Below are 23982 nucleotides of genomic sequence, written 5' to 3' on the forward strand. Positions count from 1 at the left end.
TCCTTATCTACCGCCGTAGCGTCATGCTGGCCAGCGGGCGCTATGCGATAGCTCGATGACGGCATGGGGTTCAGCTAGGTTCAGCCTGGTGCCGTGGAAGCCGGTGATCAAGCAGCGGCTGGGGCAGCAGCTCGCCGTAAAGATGCGCGGCGGAATTGCGTCATGGGAAGTTGGGCGTCAACGCGGAGCATCTTTGGGGTAATCAGTGCGATGGCTCCCAGCCCAACGATTCAGGAGCACCAAGCATCACGCCGGCTGCGACCGGCGAGCAGTCTGGGCATTCAGCGCAAAACCGGCCAAGGCAATGATGAGGATCACGGCTTGCGCTACGGTGGTCTCTGCCGACGGATAGATCCCAAGCACTTCGATGCGTGGCCAATGGATCGGACTGGCGCTCAGCCAACCGGCTTCTTGAAGACCCGCGACTCCCTTGCCCGCGAGCACGACCGCGAGGACAGCCACCAGAATCGAGCTGAGGCTGAAGAACTTGCCAATCGGCATGCGGGCGCTGGTGCGCAGCATGAGCCATGCGAGGATGGCGAGGGCGGCCATCCCGCTCAGCAGTCCACCGAGCAATGCACCGTTGTTGCCGTCACCGGCCAAGGCCGAGTAGAAGAGCACCGTCTCGAAAACCTCGCGGTAGACGGCGATGAACGACAGCGCGAATAATGCCCATGCCGAGCGGCGCGTCATGGCTGCGGAGAGTTTTTCCTTCAGATATGCCTGCCATTTGCCGGCGGTGCTCTTCTGGTGCATCCAGAGGCCGACACTCAACAGAACAATGGCCGCAAAGAGCGACGACACCCCTTCGGTCACCTCCCGGCTGGCACCGCTGATGCTAACGAAGTAGGTTGCCACGGCCCAAGTCAAGCCGCCGCAGGCGAGCGCCACGATCCAACCGCCGTGGACGTAGGCCAGAACATCGCGCCGTTCGGCCTTCTTCAGGAAAGCGAGCATGCCGACGACGATCAACAGCGCTTCCACGCCTTCGCGCAGCAAGATGGTGATCGAGGCAATGAAGGTGGTCAGCGGCTCGGCTTTATTCGCCCCCAATTCGGTATCGACTTGGGCAAAAAGGTAGTCCAGCTTCTGCGCTGTAGCGTCCGCTTGCTCCAGCTTGCCGCTGGCAAGTGCGCCGCGGTAGGCCAGCATGGAATTTTCCACTTCGGTGAGCAGCGCCTGGTTGCGTGCGCGCAATGCCGGCTCCAGTGGCTCAAAGCCATCCAGATAGGCGGACAAAGCCAAGCGCGTCGCGTTGGCCTGGTCGCCTGCGCGCGCTGCGGCAAGGCTCTCCTGAAGCCGTGCGCGGGCCAAGCCCACCCCGCCCGTGCCGTTGGCGGTGATGGTCACTTCTGGATGGCTGCGGACGTAGGCGGTCAGATCGCGTGCCGTGTCTGGCGGCATCCGTTCGGACAAGGCGGCCTCGGTCAATGTGGCAGCGGCCGCCAAGTCGGGAAAGACGGCTTTGGCGGTGGCATCTCGGCCCCAGGATTGTTCACCGCGCGCGCGCATGGCGTCGTCGTGCGACAGCGTTCCGGCGAAAAATGCCAACGCCCACCGATCTTCGTCGGAGAGCGTGGCGAAACTGGGCATCGACGTGCCAGCAACGCCTTGAGAGATGACCTGATAGAGCGCGAGCACGCTGCGCGAGCGTGCCCGGTCGCGATCGGTGAATGCGATCGGCGGTGGGGTCAGCTTTGCGCCGAGCGGGCCATCGCCCCGGCCAGTCGCCCCGTGGCATGCCGCGCAGTTGGCTTCAAAAAGCACCTTGGCGCGCGCGAGATCCGGCGGCGTGGAGGGCGAAAGCGGGAACGGGTACGCCTTGACCAGCGCCGCCGCCAGTGAATGGGCACTGTCGGCCACGGCCTTCGCGTCGGCCTTGGCTGCGATGAGTTCGCTAAGTGCCGTGGCTTGGCGTTTCAGTTCAGGGAGTGCCGGCGTGCTCGGCAGTGCAGCAAGTTGCTGCACTGCCGTCGCAGCAAACTCCTTCATTTCTTCATATTCGCTGGCACTTTGAACCTTGCCATCCCGCACAGCGCCGCCGTAATCGACCGCAAGGTAGTCCAGCAATTGCCAGGTTTGCTTGGCCTTGTCTTGCGTAGCCAAGGGATCAGCATGCGCGCCGGAGACGGCCACGAGCCAAGAGAACAGAACGGCTAAGAGTATGCGCAGGGCTTGCATGGGGGCCTTACCGGCGGAGAATTCGCTTATAAATGCGAATGATTATAATTCATTATCTATGCGCGGCACCACAACCGGAAGAGCATCAGGGGCTGGAGGGGGTCTGTCATGGCTTGATCAGCCCACCCATTTGTCACTCGACGGGAGCGATGGCTCCCCGCGCATCACACGCGCATCCCGATAGTCCTTGCAGAATTCCGCACGCTTCGACAGGTCTGGCGCCGGAGCACGCATCGCGCAAGTCGGCCAACTGGTGTTCCAGTTCGCGCAGCGCATCGATCCGTGATTTCACCTCCCGGATGCGCTCATCCAGAAGCAGGTTGACCTCACCGCAATCCTGCGCAGGTCGGTCCCGGTAGCTCAACAAAGTCCGCACGTCGCTCAATGGCATGTCGAGCGAGCGGCAGCGAAGTATGAACTGCAAGCGTTCCACATGCGCCTCTCCGTACAAGCGGAAGTTCCCCTGGCTGCGGCGAGCCTGCGGCAGCAGCCCCTCTCGCTCGTAATAGCGGATCGTCACCACCGGGCAGGCAGTGCGCTTGGCAAGTTCGCCGATCTGGAGGTTCATGGCGCGGATTGGGGTAAATGACTTGACTCTATAGTAACTATAGAGTGTTAAATCATCAACTTCAGATCTATGCAAGAGGAATTGCCATGAGCGAATGTGGCTCCAAGGGATGCGGCTGCGCTGCCGTTGCAATGCCCAGCCCGAAACCGAGTGCGGTCGATGCAGCGTTGCCGCAGGTGCGCTACCGCATCGAGAACATGGATTGCCCGACCGAGGAAGCGCTGATCCGCGACAAGCTCGGGAAAGTGCCGGGCGTGGGCAGCCTCGAATTCAACCTGGTGCAGAGAACGCTGGGCGTCAGCTACCAACTTGCCTCGCTGCGCCCTATTGAAGAGGCGCTGTCGGCCATTGGGATGCGAGCGGTTCGGATGGACGAGGAGGCAGCCCAGCAAAGTACCGTGTTGTCCATCCAGCAAATGGACTGCCCCACCGAGGAGGCGCTGATTCGCGGCAAGCTCGCCGGCGTGCCGGGCGTTGCGAATCTTGAGTTCAACCTCGTCCAGCGAAGCCTGCAAGTCGGGCACACACCCGACGCATTTCCCCATGTGCTTGCGGCTCTGAAATCACTCGGCTTCGATGCCGAGGTGCTCACGGCCTCAGCCCCTTTGGCGGGCGAGGCACAAGCGCCCGCACGCACAAACTGGTGGCCGCTCGTGGTGTCAGGCGTAGCCGCAATGCTGGCCGAGGTCGTGTACTGGCTCAACGGCGGCAACCACTGGGCCGTGGTCGCGCTGGCCTTGGTGGCCATCCTCACTGGCGGCCTCACGACTTATAAAAAGGGCTGGATTGCGCTCAGGAACCGGAACCTGAACATGAACGCGCTGATGTCCATTGCGGTCACCGGCGCCATGCTCATAGGCCATTGGCCCGAGGCGGCCATGGTGATGGTGCTGTTTGCACTGGCCGAAGTGATCGAGGCCAAGTCCCTGGATCGGGCCCGCAACGCCATCCGTGGTTTGATGGATCTCGCCCCGGATACGGCACTAGTCCAGCAAGCAGACGGTAGTTGGGCTGAAATGAACGCCAAGACCGTGCCCGTCTGCAGCCGTGTTCGCGTCAAACCTGGTGAACGCATCGCCCTCGACGGTAAGGTCGTCGAGGGCCGCTCCACCGTCAACCAAGCACCGATCACTGGCGAGAGCCTTCCGGTCGACAAGGCTGAAGGCGATCCCGTGTTCGCTGGCACGATCAATGGGGAGGGTTCGTTGGAGTTCCGCGTCACCGCGGCCGCCAGCGCCTCGACATTGGCCCGCATCATCCATGCCGTCGAAGCGGCCCAGGGAAGCCGCGCGCCGACACAGCGCTTCGTCGATCAATTTGCGCGGTTGTACACGCCAATCGTATTTGCCGTCGCCCTCGTAATAGCGTTCCTGCCCCCGCTGGTGTTCGGCCAGCCGTGGCTGGACTGGATCTACAAGGCACTGGTTCTGCTGGTCATCGCTTGTCCTTGCGCTCTGGTGATCTCCACCCCGGTGACCATTGTCAGCGGTCTAGCTGCGACCGCACGGCGCGGCATCCTGATCAAAGGTGGCGTCTATCTGGAAGAGGGTCGCAATCTCAAATGGCTGGCCCTGGACAAAACGGGCACGATCACGCACGGCAAGCCAGCGCAGACTGATTTCGCGGCATGGGGCAACACCGATCCAGATGCTTCCAGATTGCTGGCCGCAAGCCTCGCCGCCCGTTCGGATCACCCAGTGTCCTTGGCGGTGGCACGTGCAGCAGTGAACGATGGATTGGCACCGCGCGATGTAGCCGATTTTGCGGCACTACCTGGGCGCGGAGTCCGTGGCAGCATCGACGGTCAGACCTATCACCTGGGCAACCACCGCCTGGTCGAGGAACTGGGCATGTGTTCGCCTACGCTGGAATCGCGGGTGTCCGCGCTTGAATCCGAAGGCAAGACCGTGGTGATGTTGATCGGTCAGGACGGGGTGCGGGCGCTGTTCGCAGTGGCTGACACCGTGAAGGACAGCAGCCGCCAAGCCATTGCAGAACTGCACAGCCTTGGAATCAAAGCGATCATGCTGACCGGTGACAACCCGCACACCGCCACGGCCATTGCCAGCCAGGTCGGCATTGACCGCAGCCGGGGCAACCTGCTGCCCGAGGACAAGCTGCGCGAGGTGGAGCAACTGTCGGCAGACGGGAAAACCGGCATGGTGGGCGACGGCATCAACGACGCGCCGGCGCTCGCGCGTGCGGACATCGGCTTTGCAATGGGGGCGGCGGGAACCGATACCGCCATCGAAACCGCCGACGTTGCGCTGATGGATGACGACCTGCGCAAGCTGCCAACGTTTGTGCGGCTGTCCCGTGCAACAGCCAGCATCTTGAAGCAGAACATCGCCCTCGCGCTGGGCATCAAGGCGGTATTCCTCATCCTGACTTTCACAGGGCAGGCCACGATGTGGATGGCGGTGTTTGCCGACATGGGGGCCAGCCTACTGGTGGTCGGCAACGGTTTGAGGCTCCTGCGCCGATGAGCTGGAAGTTCGTTCTCTACGATTGGGGTGGCTTGAATGGCGCCCTGTTTCAGTTCATCAACGAGGGCACGCCGCTGATTTTGATGCCGCTGGCTTGGCTCTTCAGCAACGTCCTGGGCAACTACTGGACTGCGCCCTTGGTTATGTTCGCACTGTGGGCATGGTCAAGATCAACGGTGGTGGCGGGGCGCGCCTTGGCGATTCGGCGGCAGCTTCTCCAATTCGTGATCGGCTTCGGCATCGCGTTTGCGATCGCCTCCATCTTGAAGCTCTGGCTCGATTTTCCGCGACCGGCGGCGGTATTTGGCCAGTTGGATCACGTGCTTGGCACAGTGGAGAAGCACTATAGCCTGCCGAGCGGTCATTCCACCTACGCCGCACTCGTAGCCGGGGCATTGTGGCCGCTGGCCAGTATTCGCCTGCGCCTGGCGTTAGGCGCCTATGTCGTTCTCGTCGGCTGGTCGCGCATTGCTGCAGGCATGCACTTTCCCGCTGATGTGCTGGCCGGCTGGGTGATTGCCTCCGGTAGCCTAGTGTTTGCGGGCTCGCTGTTGACGATGCTGCCAGGTACCAGGAGGTTGGCGGGGCTCCATGCACCCGGCATCTGGTACAGCTTGGCTGCAGCAGTGCTACTTGGCGATCAATTCACAAAGGCCGTCGTCTCGCTCCTTTTCGGTTACGGCGATCAAGTCGCTGTAACCCCTTTCTTCAATCTCGTCCATTTCAGGAACAACGGGGCTGCTTTCAGCCTGCTGGCTGGTGCTGGCGACTGGGCACGCTTCGGTTTTTCCGCGCTAGCACTGGGAGTCTCGCTCTGGCTGATCCGCCTGTTGCGTCAGGGAGTTTCGAAATGGGAAGGCGTTGGTTATTGCCTGATCTTGGGTGGGGCGTTGGGTAATGCAGTGGACCGACTGTTGCGAGGGGCTGTAGTCGACTTCATAGATTTCCATTGGCGGGGAGCGCATTGGCCGGCTTTCAATTTGGCTGACGTTGCGATCTCATTTGGCGTGGCCTGCTTGCTTGCTGCTGCGATGCATCAAGGCAAGCCTGTTGCGTCAGACCCTGGATACCAATGAGAGTTGGATTTTTCGGAGGAACTGGTTGTATCGGCGAAAAGCGTGATCGCGGCAAGCATGAGTCTGTCTGAATTGATGAAATCGAAGTGACCTATAGCTGGCGCACCACCCTTGGTAAATGCTTACTTTAAGCGCCAATTTGAAGTGCTCTTGGCGCAGTCACTTGAGGCCGTGTGCCCCATGAACATGGCCGCGTCGAGCCGTTGACCCGTGAGCATGGCGCGACGCCGTGGACAACTCAGTCAGGATGCCGCATTGGCTGGCCTGCTGGGATTCACGGCAGTTTTCCCGCAAGGTTTTGAGCTGTCGTTCCAGCGCCTTCAACTCCTTGATGCGGGTGGCCACATGGCCGATGTGCTCGTCGAGCAGGTCGTTCACCTGGGCGCAGTTCTCGTGAGGCGAGTCCTTGAAGAGAAGCAACATTCGGATTTCGCCCAGCGTCATGTCCAGCCCTCGGCAGTGCCGAATGAAGGACAGTCGCTCAACATGTTCGCTGCCGTACACGCGGTAATTACCTTCTGTACGTGGCGTTTCTGGCAACAATCCTTCGCGTTCGTAATACCGGATCGTCTCGACCTGGGTGTGAGTGGCCTTGGCCAGTTCGCCGATTTTCATATCTTCACCTTTAGCGGTGGCGGGTTATTTCCTAGTGTAGTGTTTGATTCTTAATGAAACTTAATTGAGCAACCACGCTCCAATGCTCTACTACGGTTTGCATTGGAGTGAAAAATTGCGAGTTGCCCCGACGATTGTGTTGACGGATGAAGAGGAAAGCGAGCTGAGCCGGCTGGCGCGCTCCAAGCGCACCAGCGTCAGATTGGCCCAGCGCGCCCAGATCGTGCTGCTGGCCGCGCAGGGGCTGCAAAACAAGGATATTGCCGAGCAGCTTGGCATTGGGCGCGTGCAGGTGGCGCGCTGGCGTGAACGCTACCTGCAATTGGGGCTGCAAGGTATCGAGCGCGACTTGCCGCGCGGCGCACCGCCGGTGAAGGTGGATGTGGCCAAGCTTGTGAAGCTAACCACACAGACCAAGCCCGAGGCGGCCACGCACTGGAGCACGCGCACGATGGCCGCTGAGTTGGGCGTCAGCGCCAGCACCGTGATGCGCCATTGGCAGGCCCACGGTCTCAAGCCTCACATCGTGCGCGGCTTCAAGGTCTCGCGCGATCCGCAGTTCGTGCAAAAGCTCGAAGACATCGTGGGGCTTTACATGTCGCCGCCCGAGCATGCGCTGGTGCTGTGCTGCGACGAAAAGAGCCAGGTGCAGGCGCTGGACCGAACGCAGCCCGGGCTGCCGCTCAAGAAGGGGCGCGCGGCCACCATGACGCACGACTACAAGCGCAACGGCACAACCACCTTGTTCGCTGCGCTCAACGTGCTCAACGGTCAGGTCATCGGCCAGTGCCAGCAGCGCCACACCCACATCGAGTGGCTGAAGTTCCTGCGTCAAATCAATCGGGAGACGCCCAAGGACAAGACGCTGCATCTGATCGCCGACAACTACGCCACGCACAAGCATCCAGCTGTGCAGGAGTGGCTGGCCAAGCACCCCAGATTCAACATGCACTTCACGCCGACCTCGGCATCGTGGCTGAACATGGTCGAGCGCTTCTTTCGCGACATCTCCGAGAACCGGCTACGCCGCGGGGTGTTCACCAGCGTGCCCGAACTCGTCTCGGCCATCGATGAGTACATCGCGCATCACAACACCAACCCCAAGCCGTTCATCTGGACCAAGAACGCTCGCGACATCCTGCAAAAGGTCATCCGCGCCAATAGCCGATTAAGTTCCAAACAGAATGCAACACTACACTAGTTATTGTAGGCACTTGACACTGCAGTGGCTACAGGGTTTCTAATCCATCCGACAAGGAGAAGATCATGAACCCTGCTCGCCAACGCCAAAAAGTTGACACTGGCTGTGGAAGTGGCTGCGCTGCACCGCCAGTCGTGAGTGAGCCGGCGGCGTCTAGTGCGGCGACTGCCGCGCCACAGCGATTTCGGATCGCGAACATGGACTGCGCTTCGGAAGAGTCAGAAATCCGTCAAGCGCTGGACGGCCTGGCAGGCATTCGTGGCTTGCAGTTCAACTTGGGAGATCGCGAGTTGGCCATCGCAGCCGATGACCGCGCTTTGCTGCAGGCACTGGATGCGATTCGCAAGGCGGGCTTCAAACCGGAGCCACTCGGCGTGGAAGATCAATCGGAGGGAGCTACCGCTGCCTCGCCAACAGGCTTCTGGATTGCATGGGGCAAATTGATTGGTGCCTTAGGCTTGGCATTGGCGGCTGAAAGCTTGGCATTCGCCTTTCCGGATAGTTGGCCAGCAAGAGCGCTGGGGATGGCGCTGGCCGCAGTGGCCATCGCACTGGCGGGCTTCTCGGTCTACGGCAAAGGTCTTTCCGCGCTGCGACAGGGCCGCTTGAACATCAATGCCCTGATGACTGTGGCCGTGACAGGCGCCTTCTTGATAGGCCAGTGGCCAGAAGCCGCCATGGTGATGGCCTTGTATGCCATCGCAGAAGCCATCGAGGCGCGGGCTGTAGATCGGGCGCGGAACGCCATCAAGAGCTTGCTGGCTCTCGCACCGGAGCAAGCCGAGGTGCGCCAAGGGGATGGCAGCTGGATGCGCTTCGGCGTCAAAGCGGTCGCTGTCGACGCGATAGTGCGCATCCGCCCAGGAGAGCGCGTTCCTCTGGATGGCATCGTGGCGCTCGGCCAGAGTGCCATCGACCAGTCTGCTGTGACAGGGGAAAGCCTGCCGGTAGACAAGGCCCCAGGCGACGAAGTCTATGCAGGCACCATCAACCAGTCTGCAGCACTGGAAATCCGAGTCACCGCGCCCGCTTCGGACAGCACCCTGGCGCGCATCATCCACGCCGTCGAGCAGGCGCAGTCATCCCGTGCGCCAACCCAGCGTTTCGTGGATCGGTTCGCCGCCATCTACACACCCGCAGTTTTCATTTTGGCAGTGGCAGTTGCGTTGTTAGCGCCGTGGATCGCGGACTTGAGCTGGATGCAGGCCGTCTACAAGGCCCTGGTGCTGCTGGTCATCGCCTGCCCCTGCGCCTTGGTCATTTCCACACCTGTCACGGTCGTCAGCGGCTTGGCGGCTGGGGCAAGGCGGGGGATCTTGATCAAAGGCGGCGTTTACCTGGAGGATGCGCGCAAGATCAAAGCTGTGGCATTGGACAAGACCGGCACCATCACCGAAGGCAAGCCAAAACTGGTGGCCTTCGAGCCTGTGGACTCAAGTCTCGATCAATGGGCTCTGGAGGGGCTTGCGAAAAGTCTTGCCGGTCGCTCGGATCACCCGGTTTCCAAAGCCATCGCAGAGGGGCTGTCAACCGCCGATCAAGAGGTGGGAGAGTTTCAAGCCGTTGCAGGGCGCGGCGTGCAAGGGGTGATCGGCGATCACCCCTACGCGCTGGCCAACCACCGTTGGATCGAAGAGCGGGGGCAATGCTCGGCTGAACTCGAAGCCCGCCTTGCAGTGCATGAACAAGCTGGCCGCACCGTCACGCTTCTTGCCAACAGCGAGCGTGTCATGGCGATCTGTGCGGTGGCGGACACCATCAAGCCATCCTCCGCGCAGGCCGTAGCCGACCTGAAGTCGCTGGGCGTGACACCAGTCATGCTCACAGGGGACAACGTCGCAACCGCGCGCACGGTTGGCTCCCAGGCGGGCATAGCCGAGGTGCGTGGCAACCTGCTACCCGAAGACAAGTTGCAGGCCATCGGCGAACTTCAGCAGCGCGTGGGCATCACGGCGATGACTGGCGACGGCATCAATGACGCGCCCGCTCTTGCCAAGGCTGACATTGGCTTTGCCATGGGCGCTGCAGGGACCCACATTGCGATGGAGGCCGCCGATGTCGTCGTCATGAACGATGACCTGCGTCGTCTGCCGGAAACGATACGACTCTCCAAGCGCACCCACGCCGTACTTTGGCAAAACATCAGTCTCGCGCTGGGCATCAAGCTGGTATTCCTGCTGCTGGCCATCTTCGACAATGCCACTATGTGGATGGCCGTGTTCGCCGACATGGGGGCGAGTTTGCTGGTGGTGTTCAACGGATTGCGGCTGCTCGGGAAGCGGGCGGACCAGTAAACCGAAGTCTGGAGTATTGAAAATGGGAATCTGGGATCGAATTCTTGGCGGGCATGGCGGCGATCACGGCGGGGGGCATGGCAGCTCTCACGGGCATGGAAATAGCCACGGCCACGGCAGTCCGAGCGGTCACGACTGGGGACGCAATCCAGCGCCTTCGGTCAGCGGCATCCCATGCTCGCAATGTAAAGCGATCAATCCGCAAGGCTCTCGCTTTTGCAGCCAGTGCGGGACATCGCTGGTGCCGGCTTCATGCACGAAGTGCAGTAGCGTCATTCCGACCGGCGCGAAATTCTGTGCTCAGTGTGGCAACGCGGTGATCTGAGGCATGGCGATCTCGGCCTGGCTTTACACCTTGATCCCGGCAGCGGCCGCCATCATCGGCGCCACGGTCGCGGTGAACGCGCGCCCAGGGCCAACACTTGTCAGCGCGATTCAGCACTTTGCCGCTGGCGTCGTGTTCGCAGCGGCGGCTGGCGAAATCCTGCCCGACATCATGCACCAGGGTTCGCCTTGGGCAACGCTGATCGGCGGTGCGATCGGCGTCGCCACCATGCTACTGGTGAAGCAGTTGAAAACGTGGGCGAAAGGGCCAGCCGGTCTCTTGACAGCGATCGGCGTCGACATCCTGATAGATGGCTTGGTACTCGGCATTGGGTTTGCGGCTGGCCCGAAAGTCGGCCTGCTGCTGACCATCGCCCTGACCATCGAAGTGCTGTTCCTTGGCTTGACGGTGGCGACGGAACTCGGCGAGAGCGTTCGCTCCCGTGCCAAGGTCGTTGGAATCACGGCCGCCCTCGTGTTTTTGCTACCGATCGGGGCTTTGCTCGGAGCGCCGGTGGCCTTGTTACCCAGTCCCGCTCTGACCGGCTTCTTCGCGTTTGGTCTGATAGCACTGCTCTACCTCGTGACCGAAGAACTGTTGATTGAAGCGCACGAGACGCCAGATCGCCCATGGGTGACGGCGATATTCTTTGCCGGCTTTCTGGCGCTTCTCCTGCTGGAGGAAGCAATTGGTTAGTGGAGGCCAGCCTGTTGGTGGTGCTCAATCAGTTGTAACTATTGTGTGTGGAAGTCAGGCACCGCGAGCCCGATGGACGTGACGCCATCGCTCGACTCGGCCATGATCCGCCCTCCGTGCATGCGGGCGATGGCGGCCACGATGGCCAAGCCCAGTCCATGATTGCGGGCGGCGTCCGACCGCGCTGCATCCGCCCGATAGAAGCGGTTGAATAGATGTGGCAGATGTTCGGCAGCAATGGTGTGGCCTTGGTTCAACACCCGCAGGGCTACCTCGCCGTCCAGCCGATGGATCTGCACGAAGACGGTGCTGTGCAAATGTGCGTGCCGGGTTGCGTTGCCGATTAGGTTGGATAGCGCGCGCTGTAGCAAGCGCACGTCGGCCGTGCATGTGGCATCGCCGTCGATACGGACCTGAAGACCGGCTTCCTCGATGGCCGCCTCGTGCAGATCCACCACCGCGCGCACAACGCCGGCCAGGCTGCCGACGTGCTCGCGGCGGGCTTCAGCTCCACGGTCGGCTTGCGACAGGAAGAGCATGTCCTGCACGATCATCGACATGCGCTGGAGGTCTTCGAGATGCGAACCCAACACATCCCGTAGCGCGTCGGCATCGCGTGCCTTGCGCAAAGCGACCTCGGTGCTCACCATCAGGGTCGCCAACGGCGTGAACAGTTCGTGCGCAACATCGGCATTGAATGCTTCCAGTTGTTCATAGGCTTTGTGCAGACGTTTCAGCAGCTCGTTGACATGGGCCACCAGCGGAACCAGTTCGTCGGGTTGGGCGGAGCCATCCAAAAGCCGATGCAGGGTATCGGCCTCCAGTGCCTGGATTTGTGCCGAGAGATCGCGTACGGGACGCAGCCCGATTTGCACCAGCGTGAATCCGCCAGCAGCAATCACCACCGCTCCGGCGAGCGCAGCCGCGACCAGAGTGCGGGCCAAGCGTTCGAGCACACGATCGTCCTCGCTGACGTCAAGGCTCAGCACCGCCTGGACGGGGGTGGTGCCGGTCGTGGCCTCGAATCGCAGGTCGATCGTGCGGGAATCAATTGGAATTGCCGAACTGGCATAGAGAATGTTGCCGTCGGCGCTGGTCAGGATCACCTTCATGTCCTGCCGGCCGACCATGCCGTCGTCGAGCTTGTGTGCAAGCGTGCCGCCGTCCAGTTCTCCCGACTCGGTAATGAGATGGTTCACCTGGATCTGCTTCTGCCGCAGCGTGTCCATCTGCCGGTCCTTGAAGCTCAGCGCGGTGACGGTATAGACCCCCAGGCAGGTCAAGGCGAGCCCCACTAGCGTGAGAAGGGCGAGCCAGCGGGCCAGCCGCCGTCCCAGCGATCCGGCAAGCCTCGGTCTCACGGCTGACGATCTTCGAGCACGTAGCCCATGCCACGGACCGTGTGCAGCAGCGGACGCTCGAAGGGCAGGTCGAGCTTGTTCCGCAGCCGACGCACAGCGACGTCGATCACGTTTGTGCCGTGGTCGAAGTTCACGTCCCACACCTGCTCGGCGATCTCGGTGCGCGACAGAACCTCGCCCTTGCGACGCAGAAGCAGCGTCAGCAACTGGAACTCCTTGGCCGACAGGTCGATGCGCTGGCCGGCCCGAGTGGCGCGCCGCCTCGCCAGGTCCATTTGCAAGTCCCCCAGACCCAGCACCAGCGCATCGGGTGCGGGTGCAGTACCAGCAGCGCGGCGCAGCAGCACCTCGATGCGGGCCACCAGTTCGGAAAAGGCAAATGGCTTGACGAGGTAATCGTCCGCTCCCGTCTTCAGTCCGCGCACCCGGTCTTCGATGCGGTGGCGGGCCGTCAACATGATCACCGGCGTCTGCTTGCTCTGCCGCAGCGCAGCCAGCAAGCCGAAGCCATCGATGCCCGGCAGCATGGCGTCGAGAACGATCAGGTCGTGATTGCCGTGCGAGGCCATGTGGAGGCCATCGATGCCGTTGGCCGCCACGTCGATCACGTAGCCTTCTTCAGCGAGCCCCTTGCGAAGATAGTCCGCGATCTTGGCTTCGTCTTCCACGATCAGCAGCTTCATGCGTACCGTTCCTTCCACGGCCTCTCGCAACCTGTCCAAATTGTCATCTGCACGTTTTACTCCTGTTCGGTGCTGGTTCTTACATTGTGCTCATGCCTTCGGGTATATCGATTTTTTGCAAATCACACTGGAAAGGACTATGCAATGAAACTGACCCATCTTGTCACCCTGAAGATTGTCGTCCTGGCTACGGCCCTGCCGATGGCGGCCCAGGCCAATTCGCTCTGGCATGCCGCACCCACGGAACAGGGCTTCACGTACCACCCCGATCACTTCAAGAGCACCAAGACCCGCGAACAGGTGATGGCCGAGGTCCAGACAGCTCGCAAGGACGGTACGCTTGCGTTGATGCAGCGTGGACTGCCGGTGCCCATCAAGAGTTCCGAAGCGCCGAAGACGCGCCAGCAGGTTGTCGATGAGATGCGTAGCGAAGCACCGGAAGCACAGCGTGCGCGACTGGAACTGTATTCCGGCGGTTGACACTGCTGCCGCCAGTACCCTGCGCTGCCGTGCCCCCGTGCCGCCTCGGTTCGTCAAAGCGGCCACACCTCGTCGAATACAGAAGCGGCCCTGATTTGATTCCGGATGAACCCGTGTGGAGGCACGCTACGCACACAGGGCTCTGAGACAAACCCAAGTGGTGAAGGAGTGGCAGATTAAAGCCCGTAGCTGCTACACTGTTTGCCCTGTGCGTAAATGGCTGGTAATTTTTCTGTTGGTGTTCATGCCGCTGCAGCTCAGCTGGGCGGCGGTAGCAGGCTATTGCCGACACGAAACCGGTGCCGCAGCCAAGCACATCGGTCACCATGACCATCAGCATAAAACTGCGGACGGCAAGGACGCATCCCCCGATCCAACCAAGACCATTGGCGGCGATCCTGATTGCGCCTCCTGCCACGCCGGATGCTTGTCGGCCTTGCCTGGGGTAGTCACGGTTGCGTCGCTGGCCGAATCGTCTCTGCATACAGCAGATCACGGGACGCATCTCACATCGCCCCCTTTCGAACGCCTCGACCGCCCTCGATGGCGTGCCCTCGCCTGATCGGCGGGGAGCGCGTTCCTTTCCCTTCGTCGCCACCAATACGGTCATGCATGGCGCGTGACCGTATCCAGCCGACTTCGTGCGGCTGACGTGACGACGTAGCAGGCGATCGTTTCGATCGCTCTCCGCCGATTCCCTCGTGTATTTGAATATCACTGGAGAATCGGATGTTAAAGGGTCATCACAATCACAAACGACGGGAGTCAGTCTCCGTCCACTGCGCCTCAAAAGTTGCGGCTGCGACAGGCTTGCTCATTGCGCTCACCGCAGGGGCGGCTTTCGCTCAGGCGCTGCCAGCAGCACAAGACACCGTCAACAGCGGCTTGCAAGCCGAGGCGGCGGCACTCCTGACGCTGCAAAAGGCCATCGCGCTAGCCCTGGATGGCAATCTAGATCTGGCTATCGCAAGGCGGGAAATCGAGGCGACGCAAGGTCAGGTGATCCAGGGGCAAGCTCGCCCAAATCCAGAACTGGCGTACTTACTGGAAGACCAGCGGGCGCAGACCCGCACACAAAGCGTGCAGATCAATCTGCCCATCGAAATGGGTGGCAAGCGCGCTGCCCGTATCACGGCGGCAGAGCGAGGACGCGACATTGCAGCCGAAGAACTGAACGTGCGCCGCGTCGAAGTTCGCGCCGCCGTAGTCGCGGCCTTCTTCGAGACTTTGGCGGCACAGGAACGCGCAGCACTGGCCCAAGCCAGCGCCGATCTGGCAAGACGAGCCACCGATGCTGTTGCCAAACGCGTGGCGGCGGGCAAGGTTTCTCCAGTCGAAGAAACCAAGGCTCGGGTGGCCGAGGCGGGAGTACGGGTTGAACTGGCGCAGGCCCAGAGCGAGCAACGCAGTGCGCGGGCGCGTTTGGCGAGCTTACTGGGAGCCAATCCACCGCGATTTACCCAGGTGGCAGGCAGCGTGGACGATCTTCCGGTTATCCCTTCTTTGGATGACATTCAGCAGCGCCTGTCGGCCTCGTCGGCACTGCGCCGGGCGCAATTGGAGGTCGAACGCCGTAGGTCGCTGGCCGATGTGGAGCGCAGCAAGCAAACCCCCGACATCACGGTCAGCCTGGGCGTGAAACGCCCGAACGAGCTTCAGCGCAATCAATTGATGCTCGGCGTTTCCGTGCCGCTGCCTTTGTTTGATCGCAATCAGGGCAACTTGCTGGAGGCGTTGAAGCGTGAAGACAAGGCGCGGGACGAACTCCAAGCGTTGAATGTGCGCCTTGACACGGAGGTTCTGCAAGCCCGCGAGCGGCTGGCGTCGGTTCGCGGAGAAATCGACGTGTTGCAGCGGGAGGTGTTGCCTGGGGCCAAGAGCGCCTACGACGCGGCCACCGTCGGGTTTGAAAACGGCAAGTTCAACTTCCTGGAAGTGCTGGACGCACAGCGCACCTACTTCGCCGCCCAATCCCAATACCTCAAAGCACTGGCTGAAGCGCATCGCGCAGCGGCGGACATTGACCGAGTGCTCGGCGAATCCGCCGCAAGTGCCACCCCGCCAGCGAACAAGGAATAAACATGAAAATCGACACGAACAAACTGAGCGTCAGCAAGAAGCAGTTGATCGCCATCGCCGTGATCGCTGCGACGGGCGTCGTACTGGGCAGCGCCATTCTCGGCGGCAAAGCAACCAAGACAGCCGAAGGTGATGGCCACGGTCACGGCAGCCACGTTGAGTCCAAGGCGCACAGTGATGGTGAGCATCACGACAAGGCAAGTGGTGACCAGCACGACCACGACAAGGGCCATGCGGACGGTGAGCACCACGAAGGGCCGAGCAAGGGGGTGCATGGCGGCAAACTGTTCAATGAAGGGGATTTCGGATTGGAGGCGTTGCTCGCGGAGGAAGGCGGTGAGCCTCGTTTGCGAATCTGGCTCTATGACAAGGGCAAACCACTTGCCAGCAACACTGCAAAGGTCAGCGCCACCGTCACGCGCTTGACCGGCGAGAAGCAGGCGCTCAACTTCGCGCCTGACAAGGACAGCCTGCTGAGCCGCGAGGTCGTGCCGGAGCCGCACGCGTTCGAGATCAGCATCGTTGCCCAGACAGCCAACGAACCCTTCATGTTTGTCCTCAACCAAGAGGAGGGGAAAGTCGAACTCAGTGATGCACAAATCAAAGCGGCATCCATTAGCATCGACACGGCTGGCGCGGCACGAATCAAGTCAGCCTTGCAATTGCCCGGGGAAATTCGCTTGAACGAAGACCGGACGTCGCACGTTGTCCCACGCATTGCAGGAGTGGTCGAGAGCGTTCAGGCCAGTCTGGGTCAAGCAGTCAAGAAGGGACAGGTTCTCGCAGTCATTGCCAGCCCGGCTGCGTCTGAGCAGCGCAGCGAGTTGCAGACAGCACAAAAGCGTCTGGCCTTGGCTAAGACCACGTTCGAGCGTGAAAAGCGGCTCTGGGAGCAGAAAATTTCCGCCGAGCAGGACTACCTACAAGCAGGGCAGGCGTTAAACGAGGCGCAAGTCGCTGTGGCCAATGCTCAGCAGAAGCTGTCGGCCTTGGGGTTGAGCGCGGGATCTTCGGGAGGGCTGAATCGCTTTGAGTTGCGCGCCCCGTTCGATGGCCTGGTGATTGAAAAGCATCTCAGCCTGGGTGAGGCCGTCAAGGAAGACGCCGCCGTGTTCACCGTGTCCGATCTGGGACAGGTCTGGGCTGAAATCAACATACCCGCCAAGGACTTGCCACTGGTCAGGGTCGGCGAAAAGGTCACCATCAAGGCAACGGCATTCGATGCCAGCGCGCAAGGCACCATCACCTTTGTTGGCGCGCTGATTGGCGAACAAACCCGCATGGCCAAGGCCCGCGTGGTCTTGTCCAACCCCCAAGGCGCTTGGCGTCCCGGACTGTTTGTCAACGTGGAAGTGACCTCATCTGAGGCCGACGTGCCCGTGACGGTGGCCGGTGATGCCATTCAGACCGTGGGCGACAAGCCCGTCGTGTTTTTGAAAGTGAATGGTGGCTTCATTGCCCAGCCCGTGCAGTTGGGCCGTAGTGATGGCAAGCGCGTCGAGGTGGTTCAAGGGCTGAAGGCGGGGGCTCCGTATGCGTCGGCTGGCAGTTTTGTCGTGAAGTCAGAGCTTGGCAAAGCCTCTGCCGAACACACCCATTGATGCCGGAGCAACGCACATGTTTGAAAAACTCATTCGCGCAGCCATCGAGCACCGATGGTTGGTGTTGCTGGCAGTCATCGGTATGGCTGCCGTCGGCGTGTTCAACTACCAAAAGCTCCCCATCGATGCCGTACCGGACATCACCAACGTCCAGGTACAGATCAATACCCAAGCGCCAGGATATTCACCGCTGGAGACCGAGCAACGGGTGACCTACCCGATTGAAACCGTGATGGCGGGCCTGCCCAACCTGGAGCAGACCCGTTCCCTGTCGCGCTATGGACTGTCGCAAGTGACCGTGATCTTCAAGGACGGCACCGACATCTACTTCGCGCGCCAGTTGGTCAATGAACGCATCCAGGAGGCGCGGGAAAAACTGCCTTCCGGCATCACGCCTGCGCTGGGGCCAATCTCCACCGGCCTGGGCGAGATTTACCTGTGGACGGTCGAGGCCAAGGACGGCGCCAAGAAACCTGATGGGATGCCCTACACGGCCACCGACCTGCGCGAGATTCAGGACTGGATCATCAAGCCGCAGTTGCGCAACGTGCCCGGCGTGACGGAGATCAACTCGATTGGCGGCTATGCCAAGGAATACCAAATCTCGCCGATACCCGAGCGACTGGCCTCGCTGGGCGTCACCCTACAGGACATCGTGACGGCGCTGGATCGAAACAACGGCAACGTGGGTGCGGGTTACATCGAAAAGCGCGGCGAACAGTACCTGGTCCGGGCACCTGGGCAAGTCAAGACGCTGGAGGACATTGGCAATGTCATCCTCAGCAGCGCGGGCGGCGTGCCAATCCGGGTGCGCGACGTGGCTGACGTGGGGCTGGGGCGCGAACTGCGCACCGGCGCAGCCACAGACAACGGCCGCGAAGTGGTGCTGGGCACGGTCTTCATGCTGATTGGCCAAAACAGCCGAACGGTTTCGCAAGCCGTCGACAAGAAGATGGTGGAGATCAACCGCAGCCTGCCTGAGGGGGTCCATGCGGTGACCGTCTACGACCGTACTGTTTTGGTGGACAAAGCCATCAGCACGGTCAAGAAGAACTTGTTGGAAGGCGCGATTCTGGTGATCGTGATCCTGTTTCTGTTCCTGGGCAACATCCGTGCCGCCATCATCACGGCGACGGTGATTCCCTTGTCGATGCTGTTCACCTTCACCGGCATGGTGCATTACAAGGTGAGCGCCAACCTGATGAGCCTGGGGGCGCTGGACTTCGGCATCATCATCGACGGGGCGGTGGTGATCGTCGAGAACTGCGTGCGCCGACTGGCCCATGCGCAGGCGCACCAGGGCAGGCCCTTGACGCGGGCGGAGCGCTTTCACGAGGTGTTCCTGGCGTCCAAGGAATCGCGCCGCGCGCTGCTGTTCGGGCAGCTCATCATCATGGTGGTCTACCTGCCCATCTTTGCCCTGACGGGTGTGGAAGGGAAGATGTTCCACCCGATGGCGTTCACGGTGGTGGCCGCGCTGGTGGGGGCCATGATCCTGTCGGTGACCTTCATTCCGGCGGCGGTCGCCCTGTTCATTGGCAATCGGGTCAGCGAGACGGAAAACTTCCTGGTCGTGCAGGCCAAGCGCTGGTATGGCCCGCTGCTGGATCGCGTGATGGCGGCCAAAGCAGTGATGCTGGCGGCAGCCGCCGTGGCGGTGGTGCTGTGCGGTTTGATCGCCACCCGCATGGGCAGCGAGTTCGTGCCCAGTCTGAACGAAGGCGACTTCGCCATCCAGGCGTTGCGCATTCCAGGTACCAGTCTGACGCAATCGGTGGCAATGCAGCAGCAACTGGAAGCCACGCTGAAGGCCCAGTTCCCCGAGATCGACCGCGTTTTCGCGCGCACCGGCACGGCGGAAATCGCCTCCGACCCCATGCCGCCGAACATTTCCGACGGCTACATCATGCTCAAGCCCATGTCTGAATGGCCCGAGCCGCGCAAGTCACGCGACGAATTGCTGGCCGCCGTGCAGGAGGTGGTGGGCAAGATACCGGGCAACAACTACGAGTTCTCCCAGCCGATCCAACTGCGGTTCAACGAACTCATATCAGGGGTTCGCAGCGATGTGGCGGTGAAGATCTTCGGCGACGACATGGACGTATTGAACAAGACAGCCGAAGAAGTCTCGTCCATGTTGCAGAAGATCCCCGGTGCGTCTGAGGTCAAAGTTGAACAGACCACAGGATTGCCGATGCTCACGGTCAACATTGATCGTCAGAAGTCCGCGCGCTACGGGCTGAACGTGGCCGACATCCAAGATGCAGTGGCCACGGCCATCGGCGGGCGCGAGGCCGGTACGCTGTTTGAAGGGGACCGTCGATTTGACATCCTGGTTCGGCTGCCGGAGTCCCTGCGCAACGACCTGGAAAGCATGAAGCGCCTGCCGATTCCGTTGCCACGCGGCACAGGTGGCGGCGAAGGACGAACCAACTTCATCCAACTGGCCGAGGTGGCGAGCTTCGAGCTGGCACCCGGCCCCAACCAGGTCAGCCGGGAAAACGGCAAGCGCCGCATCGTGGTGAGCGCCAACGTGCGTGGCCGCGACGTCGGCTCCTTCGTGGCCGACGCCGAGGCTGCGCTGGCGCAGGTCAAGATTCCCACAGGCTACTGGACGAGCTGGGGCGGCACTTTCGAGAACCTGCAATCCGCCACCCAGCGCTTGCAGATCGTCGTTCCGGTGTCGCTGCTGCTGGTCTTCGTGCTGCTGTTTGCCATGTTCGGCAATGTCAAGGATGGCTTGCTGGTTTTTACCGGCATTCCGTTCGCACTGACCGGCGGCATCCTGGCGCTGTGGCTGCGCGACATTCCCATGTCCATCTCGGCCGCCGTGGGCTTCATCGCGCTATCGGGCGTTGCCGTGCTCAATGGCCTGGTGATGATTTCCTACATCCGCAGCCTGCGAGAGGGCGGAACGCCGCTGGACGCAGCCATCCGCGAGGGCGCGCTGACCCGCTTGCGCCCCGTGTTGATGACGGCCTTGGTGGCGTCGCTGGGCTTCATCCCGATGGCCATCGCCACGGGAACGGGCGCGGAAGTCCAACGGCCTCTGGCCACCGTGGTTATCGGCGGCATCTTGTCGTCCACCGTACTGACGCTGCTCGTGTTGCCAATTCTGTATCGGCTGGCTCATCGCCCAGATGAGCAAGAAGAGGACGTCACTGCAGAGCCAGTGCATGAGAACGCCGCCACTTGAAAGAAACAGCGGTTGGCGCTGCCGCGGCCCCACAGCGAGCACGATCGAGTCTCATAAGGACATTGACTCATGGAATTGCGTCACCTCCGATGTTTTCTGGCCGTCGCCGAAGAACTCCACTTCGCCCGCATTGCCGAGCGGCTGCACATCGACCAGTCGCTTCTGTCCCGCACCATCAAGGAACTGGACAAGGGACTGCACGACGACCTGTACGACGCCGGGTTTTCGAGGGCCGAAGATGCAGGCGATGGCATCGTGGTCACTCCTGCTTGGGAGGATGAATTGATGATGGCGGTGCCTGCCCGCCATCCCGTGCTCGCCTTCAAGCAGGTTCCGACGAAGGAAGTGCTGCGCTATCCCCTGACGCTGGGCGACCCCGCCATCTGCGAAGGTCATGCGTGCCAGATCGATCGCTTCCTTCGCACGTGTGGGCAGGAGCCACTGATCGCGCAGTACGTGGCGACCGTTGATGTGATGTTGGTCCTGGTTTCCGCCGGGCTGGCCTTGGGCGCGGCAGAGGTGGCCGAAAATGCGCTCCAAATGGGCCGCAGCGATACCTTCGCCCTGAACAGTCTACGTTCCCTGACGCCGCTTCCAACTGCATCAACGGTTTGTGGCTTGTGGGCATCCGCGCTCATGACTTGGCCCCAGAATTATCGCCTTCAATCATGGCGCTGTGTTTCGAGCCAAAAGCAATCCATAGCGGCAGGACAACAAACAATAGGCCACCGAGGAGATTTCCGATGGCCGCCGGGACAATGCTCCAGCCCAGTGCGGCGCTCCATGTCGGTCCCATACCCGCCCCCGCAGCCAATGAAAAGTACGCCATGTTCGCCGGACTGTGCTGAAAGCCCGCGGCGACAAAGAGTGACACCGCCAGGAACAACGGGATGAACTTGTCGAGGATGGTGCGCCCCATGGTGGCGAAGAACGCTGCCAGGCCTACCAGCCAGTTCGCCAGCATTCCGGACAGGACGACTTGAAGCCATCCGGTGACGCCACCGATTTCGCGATAGGCCATCTTGGTCGAGACAATTTCCGCGAGGCGCGAAGCGATTTCCGGCGGATAGTGCTGCACAGTAGCCACGAGATAACCAATCACCATTGCGCCGACAAGATTGCCGACAAAAGCCAGTGCCCAAAATCGCGTCGCCTTCCCCACAAGGCTCCATTTCGAGTAGTGAAGCAGGGTCACCGGCATGACGACATTGATTTCGGTGAATAGCTCGGCCTGAGACAGAATCACGAAACAGAACCCGGCTGTGAAGCCGAGACCTTCGAGCAGCCGGCGTGGACCTTGCGTCTCCACCCCCGCGGAGAGCAGCACAGAGAACAATGCACCGGCGGCGATCAGCATTCCAGCGTACACAGCCATCACGCAGAGGCGCATGACGGGAGCATCCAGCAAGTGGCGCCCGCTGGACATTGCCATCTCCTGAATGGTCCGTTTGGCATCCAGATACTGGGCCGACGGCGCAGGCGTGGCAACGCCTTCAGATAAACGTTCATTCGCACTCATGAAGCACCATGCTTGTCGTTATCAGGTTGAGCTAGCGTACATTTTTAGACGTAGGCTACTTCAGTAATCATGCCCGCCGCCATGTGATACGTGTTGTGGCAATGCAATAACCATTGGCCAGCGCTGTCCGCATCAAACGCGATAGTTACCTTTGCCATTGGCGGTACATGGACCGTATCGCGCATCGCTCCCGCAAATGCTTTGCCGTTGAACGCGACAACCTGGAAAGCGTGACCATGCAAGTGCATGGGGTGTGCCATCATCGTCGTATTCTGAAAAGTGATCAGTACGCGTTGCCCTTTTCTGATCTTCACGGTATCCCGGTTGTTCCAGCCTTTTTCGTTGATACCCCAGCTATATGGCGCCATAGAACCAGTCAGCTTCAACGTGGAATGGGTAGTGTCGGGACGAAGTTCCAATGGGGTGAGCGCGGATAATTGCATTTCCAGGTCGAAGGTCAGGGGGCCGGCCATGGTGTCAGCCATGCTTGCCAGCTTGCCGACGTTTGCGCCGACGGTAGCAAGAATGACGCCAGTTTGCTGCCTGGCGCCTTCCCGCATCGCCAGGATTGGCCAAGCGCCAACGTTTTTCGGCAGGTCGACCAGAATGTCGATCCGCTGGGCCATGGCCAAGCCGAAGCGACGGCCCGTCAATGGCTTGACCAACTCGCCGTCGACCGCCGCAATCGTGCCTTGCAATGACCCTAGATCAATATGGAAATTGGTCGAAGCGGATCCATTGATAACGCGCAAGCGGATTTTTCCACCCTGGGCTACTCGGATAATTTCTGGATCATCGAGCGTGCGGTCGTTCGCGAGATAAGCGTCGAACTCGATATCATTCAAATCCATTTGCATGCCTGACATGCCATTCATCCCACTCATGCCTGGCATTTCTTGAGCGCCGGGCATAGTTTTACTCGGCATCATGCCTGCCATGCCTGCCATGCCTGCCATGCCTGCCATGGCATCGTGATGTTCTGATTTGCCGCCTTGCAAGTCAGTGAATATTTCGGCTGGGTCACGAAACAAGAAATCTTCCAGAAATATCGTTACTTCTTGGGCGTCAGCACGCACGTCATCGGCTGTGCGCACTACCAATGGAGCTGACAACATTTTCTGGTGCTGAAAACCTTGATGCGAATGCATCCAGTACGTACCAGGACGTGCGCCGAAATCATAGGCGCGCTGCTCGCCGGGCTGAAGTAGCGGAATACCGAACTGACTTACACCGTCCTGGTCGGGCGGGGGCGTCTGCCCATGCCAGTGGACGATGGTTGCTTCGTCCATGCGGTTCTCCAGATTGACCAGGAAGCGTTCTCCCGGATTGAGAAAGAGGCCGCGCGTACCGTTTGGCTGTTGAAGTCGGAACATCATGGCCGCACGACCGTTAACTTCAATCGAGCGCTTTTCGACCAGAAGACGGCTAGGTGTGCCACTCCCCTTTCCGTTGGAGCTTGGTTTCGAATCACTGAAAGATGTTGATGTACAACCGGCGAATACCGCAGTGGCGGCGGCAGCGGAGGTCAACAAAAATTGGCGGCGGAGCAATCCCATGAAAAATTCCCCTTGATGTTAGGGCCGATCGGAATCGTCCTCTTTCAGCGCCGAAGGCGCAATGC

General features: G+C 60.9%; 17 protein-coding genes and 2 pseudogenes. 12 read left to right on the forward strand and 7 right to left on the reverse strand.

Translation table 11 applies throughout. From position 1 onward, the window contains the following. Positions 1-5: 5 nt before the first annotated feature. Positions 6-202 (forward strand): annotated as a pseudogene (locus HND92_RS09880) (DUF3363 domain-containing protein); the annotation flags it as partial. Positions 203-246: 44 nt separating this feature from the next. On the opposite strand, the gene HND92_RS09885 reads toward HND92_RS09880, so the two are convergent. Together HND92_RS09885 and cadR (HND92_RS09890) are read right to left on the reverse strand one after the other, a co-directional pair. Then, the gene (locus tag HND92_RS09885) at positions 247-2181 is read right to left on the reverse strand and encodes a cytochrome c/FTR1 family iron permease (RefSeq protein WP_172206870.1); all 1935 of its coding nucleotides are present in this window, start codon (positions 2179-2181) and stop codon (positions 247-249) included. A 133-nt stretch (positions 2182-2314) separates the two neighbouring features. Beyond that, on the reverse strand, positions 2315-2749 hold the full coding sequence (cadR, locus tag HND92_RS09890) for a Cd(II)/Pb(II)-responsive transcriptional regulator (RefSeq protein ID WP_172206871.1): 435 nt from the start codon (positions 2747-2749) through the stop codon (positions 2315-2317). 86 nt (positions 2750-2835) lie between these two features. Between cadR (HND92_RS09890) and HND92_RS09895 the strand changes: the two genes are divergently transcribed. Then, a complete protein-coding gene (locus HND92_RS09895) occupies positions 2836-5235 on the forward strand; it encodes a heavy metal translocating P-type ATPase (RefSeq protein WP_172206872.1) in 2400 nt (799 codons plus the stop codon). Continuing rightward, positions 5232-6311, forward strand: coding sequence for a signal peptidase II (gene lspA, locus HND92_RS09900; RefSeq protein ID WP_172206873.1), 1080 nt, complete (start codon positions 5232-5234; stop codon positions 6309-6311). The genes HND92_RS09895 and lspA overlap by 4 nt, the downstream gene beginning before the upstream one ends. A 159-nt stretch (positions 6312-6470) precedes the next feature. Here the strand turns inward: lspA and cadR (HND92_RS09905) are convergent, their stop codons facing one another. Further along, complete coding sequence (gene cadR, locus HND92_RS09905; protein ID WP_172206874.1) at positions 6471-6926, reverse strand: Cd(II)/Pb(II)-responsive transcriptional regulator; 456 nt, start codon at positions 6924-6926, stop codon at positions 6471-6473. Between the two features lie 82 nt (positions 6927-7008). Between cadR (HND92_RS09905) and HND92_RS09910 the strand changes: the two genes are divergently transcribed. The 4 genes from HND92_RS09910 (at position 7009) to HND92_RS09925 (ending at position 11442) form a co-directional block, all read left to right on the forward strand. Next, entirely contained in the window at positions 7009-8127 is a 1119-nt protein-coding gene (locus tag HND92_RS09910) for an IS630 family transposase (protein WP_231403305.1), read from the forward strand. 65 nt (positions 8128-8192) lie between these two features. Then, complete coding sequence (locus HND92_RS09915) at positions 8193-10421, forward strand: cation-translocating P-type ATPase (protein ID WP_172206875.1); 2229 nt, start codon at positions 8193-8195, stop codon at positions 10419-10421. A 22-nt stretch (positions 10422-10443) separates the two neighbouring features. Continuing rightward, entirely contained in the window at positions 10444-10746 is a 303-nt protein-coding gene (locus tag HND92_RS09920; protein ID WP_172206876.1) for a zinc ribbon domain-containing protein, read from the forward strand. A 3-nt stretch (positions 10747-10749) separates the two neighbouring features. Next, positions 10750-11442, forward strand: coding sequence for a ZIP family metal transporter (locus HND92_RS09925; RefSeq protein WP_172206877.1), 693 nt, complete (start codon positions 10750-10752; stop codon positions 11440-11442). 38 nt (positions 11443-11480) lie between these two features. On the opposite strand, the gene HND92_RS09930 is transcribed toward HND92_RS09925, so the two are convergent. Both HND92_RS09930 and HND92_RS09935 read right to left on the reverse strand, forming a co-directional pair. Then, positions 11481-12671, reverse strand: a complete 1191-nt coding sequence (locus HND92_RS09930) for a heavy metal sensor histidine kinase (protein WP_172209247.1) — start codon at positions 12669-12671, stop codon at positions 11481-11483. Between the two features lie 128 nt (positions 12672-12799). Further along, positions 12800-13486, reverse strand: coding sequence for a heavy metal response regulator transcription factor (locus HND92_RS09935; RefSeq protein WP_172206878.1), 687 nt, complete (start codon positions 13484-13486; stop codon positions 12800-12802). Positions 13487-13630: 144 nt separating this feature from the next. Between HND92_RS09935 and HND92_RS09940 the strand changes: the two genes are divergently transcribed. From HND92_RS09940 to HND92_RS09960, 5 genes and pseudogenes are all read left to right on the forward strand, one after another. Further along, positions 13631-13966 carry a DUF4148 domain-containing protein gene (locus tag HND92_RS09940; RefSeq protein ID WP_172206879.1) on the forward strand — a complete coding sequence of 112 codons (336 nt, stop codon included), beginning with the start codon at positions 13631-13633 and terminating at the stop codon, positions 13964-13966. Between the two features lie 729 nt (positions 13967-14695). Then, positions 14696-16045: a TolC family protein gene (locus HND92_RS09945; protein WP_172206880.1), complete on the forward strand. Its 1350-nt coding sequence runs from the start codon at positions 14696-14698 to the stop codon at positions 16043-16045. 2 nt (positions 16046-16047) lie between these two features. Further along, positions 16048-17646 (forward strand): efflux RND transporter periplasmic adaptor subunit, encoded by a 1599-nt coding sequence (locus HND92_RS09950; RefSeq protein WP_305792970.1) that lies wholly within the window; start codon positions 16048-16050, stop codon positions 17644-17646. Between the two features lie 16 nt (positions 17647-17662). Next, complete coding sequence (locus tag HND92_RS09955; RefSeq protein ID WP_172206881.1) at positions 17663-20842, forward strand: CusA/CzcA family heavy metal efflux RND transporter; 3180 nt, start codon at positions 17663-17665, stop codon at positions 20840-20842. A 69-nt stretch (positions 20843-20911) separates the two neighbouring features. Continuing rightward, positions 20912-21367, forward strand: a pseudogene (locus tag HND92_RS09960) (LysR substrate-binding domain-containing protein); the annotation flags it as partial. Positions 21368-21476: 109 nt separating this feature from the next. Here HND92_RS09960 and HND92_RS09965 read toward each other — a convergent pair. Together HND92_RS09965 and HND92_RS09970 are read right to left on the reverse strand one after the other, a co-directional pair. After that, the gene (locus tag HND92_RS09965; protein ID WP_172206882.1) at positions 21477-22361 is read right to left on the reverse strand and encodes a formate/nitrite transporter family protein; all 885 of its coding nucleotides are present in this window, start codon (positions 22359-22361) and stop codon (positions 21477-21479) included. A gap of 44 nt (positions 22362-22405) precedes the next feature. Next, positions 22406-23917, reverse strand: coding sequence for a multicopper oxidase family protein (locus HND92_RS09970; protein ID WP_172206883.1), 1512 nt, complete (start codon positions 23915-23917; stop codon positions 22406-22408). Between the last annotated feature and the right edge of the window lie 65 nt (positions 23918-23982).

It is taken from the genome of Diaphorobacter sp. JS3050 (genome assembly GCF_013154915.1).
Classification (GTDB): Bacteria; Pseudomonadota; Gammaproteobacteria; order Burkholderiales; family Burkholderiaceae_C; genus Diaphorobacter; species Diaphorobacter nitroreducens.